Source organism: Amycolatopsis sp. NPDC028719, assembly GCF_055565395.1.
Genome location: NZ_JBVHUL010000003.1, coordinates 1016109 through 1028453, shown reverse-complemented (window position 1 = coordinate 1028453; position 12345 = coordinate 1016109). Strand labels below are relative to the sequence as shown.

Below are 12345 nucleotides of genomic sequence, written 5' to 3'. Positions count from 1 at the left end.
GCGTTTACCCCGTGGCCCCGTGCGTTGTGCAGGTTCGGCTCGTGCGTTCCGCACGGTCCGCCATCCGGCCCAACCAGGGCCTGAGCGCTCGGCGGCGTCGCCGGAACGGACCAGCGGCGGCCGCGGCGGGACCGCCGCGGACCCCGCGGGCGGACGTCCCGCACACCGGGACCGTGCGTTCCGCACGAACCGTCCAGCGTGGATTTCCCGCGGGTGCGTGGCCGGTACCCGGCCGGGTGCGTTTCGCCCGGTTCTCCTCCATCGCTCGTCGATCGACCTCTAAGGCACGGCGTCTTCCCTGACACCAGGAGAACTGCCATCAGGGGAAATCAGAGGTTGGACGGATGATGTTGCGGTCTATTGCGGCTGTCGGACACGACAGCGAGTTCGACGATCCGCCCCGGGTACCGGCCCTGGAGCGGGTCGAGAAGTCGGTCCGGCCCGCGGTGCTGCAGGCCATCTCGTCGATCCAGGAGCGGTACTTCGAGCCGATCACGCTCGCGGAGCTGGCGTCCGAGGTGTTCGTCAGCCGGTTCCACTTCTCCCGGATCTTCGCCGACGCCACCGGCGTGACGCCCGGCCGGTTCCTCACCGCCGTGCGCCTGTTCGAGGCGAAGCGGCTGCTGCTGACGACGTCGCTGAACGTCTCCGACATCGTGTGCAGCGTCGGCTACAGCAGCGTCGGCACGTTCACCAGCCGGTTCTCGCGGGCGGTCGGGATGACGCCGACGCAGTACCGCGAGCCGCAGGTCGCCGAGCTGCTGGTGGCGATTTCGCCGACGTTCCAACGGCTCCCGCCGCTGCGCGTGCTGCGCGCGGCCGGCCGCAGCTGCGCTTCGCTGCAGAGCGGCACGGGTGTGCTGTCGATGCGGCTGGACATGCCCCGCGGCTCCGCGCCCGCCGACACCCTCGTCGGGCTCTTCGCCGACGCGGTGCCCCAGTGCGGCCCGGTCGCCTTCGGCGGCATGGCCAACATGAGCTCGGGCGAGCTGACCATCCACGGCGTGCCCGCCGGGCGGTGGACGGCGATCGCGGTCGCGCAGCACCAGCCGGGCGCGCCCGGGCCGCGGTTCTCGATCGGCTATTCGGCCGTGAACGTGGCGCCCTTCGGCCAGTCCACCGCCCGGGTGGGCCTGCGCGCGCCGGCCACGACCGACGCGCCGATCGCGATCACGCTGGCGTCGAAGCAGTCGCCGTTCACCCAGCGCATGCTCGCCGCCCAGCGGCCGCACCTGCGCGCCGTCGCCTGATTCCCCGACCAGCAAAGGACGACACCGGAATGTCCACGTTAATCGGAGTGCTGCGCAAGCGGGCGCTCGCTCCGTCACTGGCTTCGGTCGGGTTCGCCGAGCGCGGCTTCCCGGTCACCCACACCGACGCGACGGCCCGGCTGGAGGCGGTGCCGCAGGCGGTCGTGTGCGGGTTCGAATGGGCCATCGAAGGCGCGTCGCTGTGGGAGATCGAGCGCCGGCTGGCGCTGATCGAGCCCGAGCAGCGCGGGTTCGCCTACGAAGGCGCCACGATGGGCTACACGATCCTCGACGCCATGCCGGGCGGCGGCCGCGACCGCACCCGCGCGCTGCTGGAAGGCCCGGGGCGTCCGCACATCTTCCTGACCTACATCGGGATCGGCTTCGCGATGGCGCGCCTGCCGCGTCCACTGTGGAAGAACATCCTGCCCGAGCTGACCGGCGTGGCCTACCACCCGGTGATGAGCTGGCTCGCCGTCGACGGCTACGGCTTCGACCGGGCCTACTTCGACACGAAGAAGTGGGTCGACGAGCAGGCCGACCCGGTGCCCTACCCGTGGGCGGGCCGCCCGGAGTACTTCGGCCGGGCGTTCGACCAGGGTGTCGGCCGCGCGCTGTGGTTCATCAACGGCGGGAACCCGGACACCGTCGCGAAGGCGGTCGTGCGCTTCGCCGAGCACCGCCGGGCGGACCTGTGGAGCGGGGTCGGGCTGGCCGCGACGTTCGCGGGCGGCAGCGACCAGCGCGGGCTGGGCCGGCTGCGCCGGGCGGCCGGCGAGTACTACGACGAGCTGGCGCTCGGCGTGGTGTTCGCGGTGAAGGCGCGGACGTACTCCGCGTACGTGCCCGCCCACACCCACCTCGCGGCCGGGGTGCTCACCGACCTTTCCGTGCAGGGCGCGCAGAACCTCGCGGACCGCACCGAGCAGGCCGACGGCGACGACGGCGCGCAGCCGCCCTACGAGCTGTGGCGGCAGCGGATCCGGGCGGAGTTCGCCCCGGCCGCCCGCCGGCAAGCGGGCTGACGCGCCGGTTCCGCACGCGCGCGTCGATCCACAGGCAAGCGTGGAGTAGAGCGCTGACCAGCGAATCTGTGACTGTAGAAGCGAAGAAAGATCCTGAACCTAGTCGACCCTAAGGGGGAGAGTGCGTTGGGCACTGGTTGGCGCGCGCTCAGACGTCGCATCCTGACACCGAACGTCTCGGAGACCTTGCTGGAAACGCGGGGCTTCCACCGGAAGAGCCCAGCCGCTCAAGAACGACTCGAGACGGTCGGGGAGATGTTCCTCCTCGGGTACGCCCACGCCGTCGAAGCGAAGTCGGTCGAGCAGGCCGAAGAGTGGCTCGATCGCATCCCCCCGCAGTTCCGTGGATTCGCCTACGAAGGCGCGGGCATGGGGTACGGCGTGCTGGACGGCCTGCCGTTCGGCAAGAGCACGAACATCGCCGAGTTCCTGGCGGGCCCGGGCGAGAAGCACGACTACATCATCTACGTCGGCGTCGGCTGGGCGATGGCGCGGCTCCCGCGGTTCGCGTGGCCGAAGGCGCCGGCGTTCGACCCGCTGCTGCGCTGGCTCGTGCTCGACGGCTACGGCTTCCACCAGGCCTACTTCAAGACCGAGAAGTACATCGGGGGGCAGTTCCAGGACCCGGGCTTCTCCTGGCCGGACCGGCGGTACGACGGCTACGCGCTACGCGCCATCGACCAGGGCATCGGCCGGGCGCTGTGGTTCATCTGCGGCACCGACGTGTCGCTGGTGACCAAGACGATCGAGGAGTTCCCCGAGTCGCGCCACGGCGACCTCTACGCCGGGGTCGGGCTGGCCTCGACCTACGCGTGCGGCGTCACGGCCGACGAGCTGGCGGAGCTGGTCGACCGGGCCGGGATCCACCACGGCCAGCTGGCACAGGGCAGCGCCTTCGCCGCCGAGTGCCGGGTGCGCTCGGGCCTGCTGATCCCGGAGACCGAGATGGCGGCCCGGGCGATCTGCGGCCTGTCCGCCGAGCGCGCGGCCGCGATCACCCAGGAGGTCCGCCCGGCCGTCGTCGTCGACGGTGCCGACGTGCCGGCGTTCGAAATCTGGCGGCAGCGGATCGCCGAAGAAGTGCTGACCCACGGAGGGAAGAAGAAATGACCGCGACCTTCGGCTGGCTGCGCAAGCAGCTGGCGGGCATCGTGGCGCTGGTGCTGATCCTCGGCCTGTTCCTGGTCGCCCGGCTGCCCAGTGTCGACGCCGCCGAACAGGACTCGATGGCGAGCAGGTTCCACTTCACGCCGATGACGATCGCACTGCCGGCGGCCGCGAAGTCGCAGTCGATCCGGACGGTGAACAAGGAGTACGAGCACATCGCGGCGTGGATCTCCTCGGTCGGTGCCGGGATCGCGATCAACGACATCAGCGGCAGCGGCAAGGCCAACGACATCTGCCTGGTCGACCCGCGCAGCGACCAGGTCGTCGTGACGCCGACGCCGGACTCGGGCCCGCGGTACGCGCCCTTCGCGCTGGATCCCGCGCCGGCGCTGCCGACGTGGGACTACATGGCGCCGATGGGCTGTGTCCCCGGTGACTTCAACGAAGACGGGCGCACGGACATCCTGGCCTACTACTGGGGCCGGACCCCGGTGGTGTTCCTGCAGAAGGCGACCGCGGCGAAGTTCGACGCGTCCGCGTTCCAGCCGACCGAGCTGGTGGGCGGCAACCACCGTGGCGCGGACGGCAAGTACAACGGTCCACTGTGGAACACCGACTCCGTCACCATCGGCGACTTCGACGGCGACGGGCACGTCGACGTCTTCGTCGGCAACTACTTCCCGGACAGCCGGGTCCTGGACCCGAACGCCGACGGCGGCATCACGCTGAACCAGTCGATGTCGCACGCGACGAACTCGGGCGGCAAGTTCATCTACCGCTGGACCGGCGCCACGTCCGGGGCGAACCCGAGCGCGCAGTTCATCGACGCCTCCCAGGGCATCCCGGAGAGCGCGCGCCTGGGCTGGACGCTGGCCTCGAGCGCGACCGACATAGACGGGGACAACCTGCCGGAGCTCTACATCGCCAACGACTTCGGCCACGACCACATGCTGTACAACAAGTCCACGCCGGGACACATCGAGCTCGCCGAGGTCACCGGCGTCCGCGGGATCGCCGACCCGAAGTCGAAGGTGCTGGGGCACGACTCCTTCAAGGGGATGGGCGTCGACTTCGGCGACCTGAACCACGACGGCCTCTACGACCTGTTCGTCAGCAACATCACGACGTCGTGGGGCATCGAAGAGTCGAACTACCAGTTCATGAACACCGCGCGCAGCACCGAGGACCTGCGCGACCAGCTGAAGGACGGGGTCGCCCCGTTCCACGACGAGAGCGGCCGGACCGGGACGGCGTGGTCCGGCTGGGGCTGGGACGTCAAGATCCAGGACTTCAACAACAGCGGCGAGAACCAGATCGCCCAGGCGACCGGGTTCGTCAAGGGCCAGGTCAACCGCTGGCCGAACCTGCAGGAGCTGGCCACGGCCAACGACGGCCTGCTGTCCAACCCGTTCTGGTGGCCGAACGCGCGGGCCGGGGACGACATCGGTGGCGACCAGACCCTGCACTTCTTCGTGAAGAGCGCGGACGGCCGCTACACCGACCTCGCGCCGCAGCTCGGGCTGGCGGTGCCGGTGCCCACCCGCGGCATCGGCGTCGGCGACACCGACGGCGACGGCCTGCCCGAGTTCGCGGTGGCGCGGCAGTGGGAAGCGCCGATCTTCTACCACAACGACAGCCCGAACCCCGGCAAGTACCTGCAGCTGAAGCTGACCACCGACGCCCAGGTGGCGCCCGGCACGCTGCCCGCGGCCGGCTCGCCCGCGATCGGCGCCCAGGCCACCGTGACGACGTCGGACGGCAAGAAGTACCTCGGCCGGGTCGACGGCAGCAGCGGGGAGGGCGGCCGGCGCAGCTTCGACATCCAGATCGGCCTCGGTCAGAACGTCAGTGGCCCGCTCGACGTGCACCTGCAGTGGCGGGACCGGACCGGGCACCTGCGGACGCAGGACCTGAAGCTGCAGCCCGGTTGCCACATGTACCAGCTCGGCTCCACGGCTAAGGAAGAGATGTGACGGCATGGCCACCCCGACTCTGACCAAAGTGGACACCGCGCCGCCGAAACGGACCAACAAGGTCATCACCGCGCTGCGCCGGTTCGCGATCTCGATCACGGTCTTCAACATCCTCGGCTACACCATCCTCGGCTTCGAGCAGCCGTGGCTGTACCCGTTCATCGCGCTGGCGACCGCGTACACGACGGAGATCCTGCTCGAGGTCATCAACGCGCGGGTGACCAAGCGCGACGTCCGGTTCAAGGGCAACGGCTTCAAGGGGCTCGTGGAGTTCCTGCTGCCGGCGCACATCACCGGCCTGGCGCTGAACATGCTGACCTACGTCAATGACCGGGTCCTCGTGATGATCTTCGGGGTCGTCGTGGCCGTCGGGGCGAAGTGGGTCCTGCAGGCGCCGGTGTACGGCCGCATGCGGCACTACATGAACCCGTCGAACTTCGGGATCACGATCATCCTGCTGGTGTTCCCGTGGGCCAGCATCGCCCCGCCGTACCACTTCAGCGAGCAGATCGCGACCTGGGGCGGCTGGCTGATCGTCGCGATCATCCTGGTGTCGGGCACGGTGCTCAACGCGCTGCTGACCAACCGGATGTGGCTGATCGCGGGCTGGCTGAGCTTCTTCGTGATCCAGGCCTTCGTCCGAGGCTGGCTCTTCGGCACGTCGATCCCCGGCGCGCTGGCGATGGGCACCGGGATCGCGTTCGTGCTCTACACGAACTACATGGTGACCGACCCGGGCACGTCGCCGTCGAAGCGGGGTTCGCAGTTCGCCTTCGGGGCGGGAGTCGCACTCGCGTACGGCTTCTTCACCGCCGTGCACGTCGCGTACGGGCTGTTCCTGGCCACCGCGACCGTCTGCCTGATCCGGGGGGCCTTCCTGTGGGGCCTGCACTTCTCGAACAAGGCGCGGATCAAGTTCGAGGCCGACCAGGCCGCCCAGAAGGCGAAGCTCGAGCTCGCCCCGCCGGTCGAATCGGCCGGCGACGGCGAGAAGCCGGGAGCCGTCGCGGCATGACCGGTCCGCAGCACGAGGCCCGGGCGGCGCGCACCGCGCCGCCCGGGCCGCCGCGCCGGGCGACGTTCCGGTTGATGAAGCAGCTCTTCACCGACCGCCTCGCGCTCATGGGCGACAACGCCGGGACCTACGGCGACGTCGTCCGCATCGCCATCGGCCCCAAGGCGATGTACCTGGTGAACCACCCCGACCTGGCCAAGCACGTCCTCGCGGACAACGCGGCGAACTACCACAAGGGCATCGGCCTGCAGGAGGCCCGCCGCGCTCTCGGCGACGGCCTGCTGACCAGCGACGGCGACACCTGGAAGACGCAGCGCCGGACCATCCAGCCGGTCTTCCAGCCCAAGCGCATCTCGCGCCAGGCCGCGGTCGTCGCGTCCGAAGTGGACGCTGTGATCAAGCGGCTGGCCGGGCACGACGGGCCGGTCGAGATCCTGCACGAGATGACCGGCCTGACGCTCGGCGTGCTCGGCAAGACGCTGCTCGACGCGGAGCTCGGCGGCTACGAGACGCTGGGCCACTCGTTCGAGGCCGTGCAGGACCAGGCCATGTTCGAGGCGGTCACGCTGAGCATGGTCCCGCAGTGGGTCCCGCTGAAGAAGCAGGTGGAGTTCCGGGCCGCGCGCGAGGACCTGCGCCGGATCGCCGACGAGCTCGTCGAGCAGCGGCTGGCGAACCCGGTCGAAAACGGCGAAGACGTGCTGTCGCGGCTGATCGCGTCCGGATCGGCGGAGGGCGCGTCGCGCGAGCGGATGCGCGACGAGCTGATCACCCTGCTGCTGGCCGGGCACGAGACCACGGCGAGCACGCTCGGCTGGGCGTTCCACCTGATCGACGAGCACCCGGAGGTCGCCGAGCGGCTGCACGCCGAAGCCGTCGACGTGCTCGGCGACCGGCTGCCCGAACACGAGGACCTGCGGAAGCTGACCTACACGGTCGCGGTGGTCGAAGAGGTCATGCGGCTGTACCCGCCGGTGTGGCTGCTGCCGCGGATCGCGCAGGCCGACGACGAGATCGGCGGGTACCACGTGCCCGCCGGGTCCGACGTCGTCGTCGTGCCCTACACGCTGCACCGGCACCCGGAGTTCTGGACCGACCCGGAGCGCTTCGACCCGGGCCGGTTCGACGCCGCCAACCCGGCCGGCCGGCCGGCGCGCTACGCCTACATCCCGTTCGGCGCCGGGCCGAGGTTCTGCATCGGCAACAGCCTCGGGGTGATGGAGGCGGTGTTCGTGCTCGCGATGGCCGCGCGGGACCTGGAGCTGCGCAAGGTACCGGGCAAGGTCGTCGAGCCCGAGGCGATGCTGTCGCTGCGGGTGCGCGGCGGGCTGCCGATGACCGTGCACCGCCGCGAGCGGCGGCGGAGTGCCGAAGCAGCTTGAAGTCTGTTGTGGACATTCGACGAGGAGGTAGGCCGGTGCAACCCGAGGTCAGTCAGGGAGCTACCGAAGAAGAACGCGTGATGAACATGACCCTCGAGGCCTACGCGGACACGATCGTGCCGGGGGAGAAGCGTTACCCCGAAGACCGCGCGATCGCCGGGGCCGCGCCCGGCCCGGGGTCGGTGGTCGCCGGCGCGCTCGAGCTGCTGAACTTCGACGCGACCGGCGTCACGGCCGGCCTGCCCTACCTCGCGCAGTCGCTCAACGACCACGCGAAGACCTACGCGGGCGAGGTCGAGCTGGTGCTCGACGACGACGTCCCGCCGTTCGTGGCGCTGCCGTACGAGCATCGCCGCGAGCTGGTGCACCGGCTCACCACGCCCGGGCACCCGGAGAAGGACGGCTGGGTCAGCCTGGCGCTGTTCTGCAACATGGCCTACGACAGCGCCCCGCACCTGCACACCGCCGACGCGATCCGCGACGGGCACCCCGGCCTGCTGGCCCTGGGGTACAAGGCCCCGGACGCCGACGGGTTCTGGCGGTTCCCGAAGTACGGCTACGGCCGCAAGCTGGCCGAACTCCACCCGGACACGACGCCCTCGGGGAGCCCCGCATGACTGCCATCGACCAGACCGACGTCGTCATCGTCGGCAGCGGATTCGGCGGGTCCATTCCCGCCTACCACCTCGCCGCGGGCGGGGCCAAGGTGACGGTCCTCGAGCGCGGTCCCTGGCTCGCCGCGGCCGACTTCGAGCACGACTACCTGCTCGGCTCGTCCTACACGCGGGCGTTCGACTTCGTCGTCGGCGACGGGATGAGCGTGCTGGGCGGCAACTGCGTCGGCGGCGGCAGCGTCGTTTACTTCGCCGCGATGCCGCGGGCGCCGCGCTTCGTGTTCGACCGCCACGGCAGCATCGGCCGCCGGATGTGGCCGCACGCCATCACGCGCGACTCGCTGGAGCCGTGGTACGACCGGATCGACGAGTCGATTCCCGTGTCCAAACAGGACTGGAGTGACGTCTCCTACGCCGGTGGCCTGTGGGCCGCGGCCTGCAACCACTCCGGGCGCACCGCGAACCCGGCGCCGGTGGCCGTCGACAACGACACGTGCGTCAACTGCAACTTCATGATGGCCGGCTGCAAGTTCGACGCCAAGCGGTCGATGCTGACGAACTACCTGCCGGCCGCGCTCGCGCACGGCGCCGAGATCCGGCCGCTGCACGAGGTCCAGCGCCTCGAGCGGACCGAGGACGGCGGCTACCGGGTCCACTTCGACCTGATCGACGAAGAGGACTACCGGGTCCACACCGGCACCGGCGTGATCGAGGCGAAGGTCGTCATCATCGCCGCGGGCGCCGGCGCGACGCCGGTGATCCTGCAGCGCTCGGAGGCCACGCTCGGCACCATGCCGCACGGCGTCGGCCGGTACTTCTCCGGCAACGGCGAACGGCTCAACACCGCCATCATCGACGAGGACCGCGTCCGCGAGGTGCTCGGACTGTCCCGTGAGGACGGTCCGGTGTACTCGGCCAACCACATCGGCAAGGGCCCGACCGTCGCGAACTGGGACAAGCTCGACGGCTCGCTGCCGGAGTACGAGCGGTACTCGCTGGAGCAGCTGTACTTCCCGCCGGGGCTGGGCACCATCCTCGCCCAGGTGCCGGGCGGGGAGGAACCGCGCTGGTACGGGGCGCAGAAGAAGGAGATCCTCAACCAGTGGGCCAACTGGCTGACGATCTTCCTGATGACCGAGGACGACAACGAAGGCGTCTTCGGCACCCCGCCGCCCACCGGCAACGCGTACCGGATCTCGCAGCAGATGCTCGGGCGCGGCCCGCTGCGCTACGACCCGACCGAGAACACCAAGCACGGCTGGGCGCTCGCGGACGCGGACTGCAAGTCCATCATCGAGAAGGACGGCCTGGCGAAGGTCTCGCCGTGGACCAACGACGTCGTCGGGGCGTACACGGTGCACCCGCTGGCGTCGTGCCGGATCGGGGACGACGCGGCGACGTCCGCGCTGCACCCGAACCACGAGCTGCGCAACCACCCGGGCATCTTCGTCACCGACAGCGCGTCGGTGCCGGGCGCGCTGACGGTGAACCCGGCGATGACCATCGCCGCGCTCGCCGAGCGGTCGATCCCCGGCATCGTCCGGGCGCTGCAGGCCCGTGACGTCGACGTCAAGTACGGCGCCCCGGCGCCGGACGGCTCGATCACCGGCCGCCGGGCGGTGTCCAAGCTGGACCTGGTCGCCGGCAACTGATGCACGGGTACATGGAACTCGCGCTCCTGGGGGCCTGGGAGCGCGAGTCCGCCGGTTCTCGAGGAGGAACGATGGCGCCCGGACTGGTGCGGTTCGCCCTGCGGCGGACGCTGCGGGACGTGAAGTACGTCGAGGCCGTGCGGCCGCGGCGGGCACGGGGGCTCGTCCGGGACGTCTACCGGCAGGTGGAGCGGGACTTCGGGATGCTCGCCCCGCCCGTCGCGCTGCACTCGCCCGCGCCGGAGGTGCTCGCCGCGGCGTGGCTGATGCTGCGGGAGTCGCTGGTCGCGGGCGGGACGGCGAGCCGGGCCGACAAGGAGGTCGTCGCGGCCGCGGTGTCGGCGGCGAACTCGTGCCCGTACTGCGTCGAGGTGCACGGCATGGCGCTCGCCTCGCTGGGGGAGCCGGCGGCCGCCGCGGCCATCGAGGCCGGCGACGCCGGGGCCATCCCGGACGGCGACACGCGGGCACTGGCGGCGTGGGCGCGGGGCGAGGGCCGGCTGCCCGCGGACGTCCCCGCGGACACCGCCGCCGAGTTCACCGCCGTGGCCGTGGCGTTCCACTACCTGAACCGGGTGGTGAGCGTGTTCCTCGACCGGTCACCGCTGCCCGAAGCCGTCCCGCCGGCGGCGCGGGAGAAGGCCAAGGCGGTCCTGGGGTACTTCCTGAAGCCGGGGGCGCCGCCACCGGCCGGGACGAGCCTTGCCCTGCTGCCCGTCACCGCCACCGACGGCCCCGGCTGGGCGCCTCCGGGCGGCACCGTGGCCGACGCCTTCGCGCGCGCCACGGCGGCGATCGAGGCCGCCGGCGAACGCTCGGTGCCGCCCCGCGTGCGGGACCTCGTCCGCCGGGAAGTCAAGGCCTGGGACGGGAAGCCGCCCGGGCTGAGCCGCGCGTGGGCCGAGGCGGTGCTCGCCGAGCTGCCCGCCGGCGAACGCGCGGAGGGCCGGCTGGCGCTGCTCACGGCCAAGGCGCCCTACCAGGTGGGGCCCGCCGACGTCCGTCCGGAAAGGACGGACGATCGCGGGCTGGTGGAGCTCGTGTCGTGGGCGGCTCTCACCGCGGCCGTGGCGGCCGGTGAGCGGCTTTCCCTCCGCCCGCGAAGAGAAGACTCCCCAGGTCGGCGCGGGTGATGATCGAGAGGTCGGATCGCCCGCCGGGGCGCGCAGCACCGGGACACACCGAACCTGACCCGGTCCGTGACGCCGCCCCGGCGACCCGATCCGCCCAGCCGGTGGCCGCCGCGAGGAAGGGCTCCCCTTACCCGCCCCTCCTCGCGGCGGCCCCGGCCCACGAGAAGACGTCGCACCGGTGAGAGGACAAACAGGTGACTGACACCACGGGCGTGATCGCCGACCTGACCGCGGATGCCGTCGAGGTGGACGCCCTCGTCGCCGGCCTCCCCGAGGCGGGGTGGGACACCCCGACCCCGGCGCCGGGCTGGGCGGTCCGGCACCAGATCGCGCACCTCGCGTTCATCTTCCGGATCGCGGGCCTCTCGGCCGCGCAGCCGGAAGCGTTCGTCCAGATGACCAAAGCCGTCGCGTCCGTCGGTTTCGAGAACGCGGTCGAAGGCGCGCTGCAGGAGTTCATCCACGACCCGGCCGAGGTGCTGCTGACCCGCTGGCGCGCCGAGCGCGACGCGGGGATCAAGGCGCTGGCCGCCGTGCCCGGCGACCAGCTGGTGCCGTGGCTGGTGAACCCGCTGCCGCCGTACGTGCTCGCCTGCGCCGGGATGATGGAGCTGTTCGGCCACGGCCAGGACGTCGCCGACGCGCTCGGCGTGCGCCCGGTGCGCACCGACCGGATCAAGCACCTGGTGGGGTTCGCCGTCCGGGTCCGGGACTTCGGCTACGAGGCGCGGAACCTGACGCCGCCCGCGGAGGAGTTCCGCTTCGAGCTCACCGCGCCTTCGGGCGCGCTCTGGACGTTCGGGCCCGCCGGCGCGACGCAGGTGGTCAGCGGCAGCGCCGAGGACTTCTGCCTGCTCGTCACCCGGCGGCGGCACCGCTACGACCTCGACATCCGGGCGAAGGGCACGCTGGCGGACCAGTGGCTCGACATCGCCCAGGCCTACCGCGGGCCGGCGGGCCAGGGCCGCCGTCCCGGCCAGTTCGACACCGGTAAGTCCTAAGTAGACAGTCTGTGTCCTTGTCCCAGCGTGCTGACGTGCGGGCCGGGGCAGGGAGAAAGAAGACGGTCCGGACGGCCCGGGAGATGCTGGACCGCACGGCCGGGAACACCGGGCGTACCGGGCAGCGGCGCCGCCGCGGCCCGAAGGAAGTGACCGGTGCGGGATCCCCATCCCGCACCGGGAGGACAGCGGG

10 protein-coding genes are annotated in these 12345 nt (G+C 71.3%); all 10 read left to right on the top strand.

Annotated elements, in window-relative coordinates; genetic code table 11:
• Positions 1 to 344 precede the first annotated feature (344 nt).
• The 10 genes from ACZ4TR_RS18280 (at position 345) to ACZ4TR_RS18235 (ending at position 12152) form a co-directional block, all read left to right on the top strand.
• Positions 345 to 1250: a helix-turn-helix transcriptional regulator gene (locus ACZ4TR_RS18280; RefSeq protein ID WP_465288086.1), complete on the top strand. Its 906-nt coding sequence runs from the start codon at positions 345 to 347 to the stop codon at positions 1248 to 1250.
• Between the two features lie 29 nt (positions 1251 to 1279).
• Positions 1280 to 2275 carry a DUF1702 family protein gene (locus ACZ4TR_RS18275; RefSeq protein WP_465288085.1) on the top strand — a complete coding sequence of 332 codons (996 nt, stop codon included), beginning with the start codon at positions 1280 to 1282 and terminating at the stop codon, positions 2273 to 2275.
• A gap of 126 nt (positions 2276 to 2401) precedes the next feature.
• On the top strand, positions 2402 to 3385 hold the full coding sequence (locus ACZ4TR_RS18270; protein ID WP_465288084.1) for a DUF1702 family protein: 984 nt from the start codon (positions 2402 to 2404) through the stop codon (positions 3383 to 3385).
• Complete coding sequence (locus ACZ4TR_RS18265) at positions 3382 to 5355, top strand: FG-GAP repeat domain-containing protein (RefSeq protein WP_465288083.1); 1974 nt, start codon at positions 3382 to 3384, stop codon at positions 5353 to 5355. The genes ACZ4TR_RS18270 and ACZ4TR_RS18265 overlap by 4 nt, the downstream gene beginning before the upstream one ends.
• A 4-nt stretch (positions 5356 to 5359) precedes the next feature.
• On the top strand, positions 5360 to 6370 hold the full coding sequence (locus tag ACZ4TR_RS18260; RefSeq protein ID WP_465288082.1) for an enediyne biosynthesis protein: 1011 nt from the start codon (positions 5360 to 5362) through the stop codon (positions 6368 to 6370).
• Positions 6367 to 7752: a cytochrome P450 gene (locus tag ACZ4TR_RS18255; RefSeq protein ID WP_465288081.1), complete on the top strand. Its 1386-nt coding sequence runs from the start codon at positions 6367 to 6369 to the stop codon at positions 7750 to 7752. Before ACZ4TR_RS18260 ends, ACZ4TR_RS18255 begins: the two co-directional genes overlap by 4 nt.
• Positions 7753 to 7838: 86 nt before the next feature.
• Positions 7839 to 8369 carry a DUF5987 family protein gene (locus ACZ4TR_RS18250; RefSeq protein WP_465288133.1) on the top strand — a complete coding sequence of 177 codons (531 nt, stop codon included), beginning with the start codon at positions 7839 to 7841 and terminating at the stop codon, positions 8367 to 8369.
• Complete coding sequence (locus tag ACZ4TR_RS18245; RefSeq protein WP_364529573.1) at positions 8366 to 10018, top strand: GMC family oxidoreductase; 1653 nt, start codon at positions 8366 to 8368, stop codon at positions 10016 to 10018. Before ACZ4TR_RS18250 ends, ACZ4TR_RS18245 begins: the two co-directional genes overlap by 4 nt.
• 71 nt (positions 10019 to 10089) lie before the next feature.
• The gene (locus tag ACZ4TR_RS18240) at positions 10090 to 11151 is read left to right on the top strand and encodes a carboxymuconolactone decarboxylase family protein (protein ID WP_465288080.1); all 1062 of its coding nucleotides are present in this window, start codon (positions 10090 to 10092) and stop codon (positions 11149 to 11151) included.
• 194 nt (positions 11152 to 11345) lie between these two features.
• Positions 11346 to 12152 (top strand): TIGR03084 family metal-binding protein, encoded by an 807-nt coding sequence (locus tag ACZ4TR_RS18235; RefSeq protein ID WP_465288079.1) that lies wholly within the window; start codon positions 11346 to 11348, stop codon positions 12150 to 12152.
• Positions 12153 to 12345 lie beyond the last annotated feature (193 nt).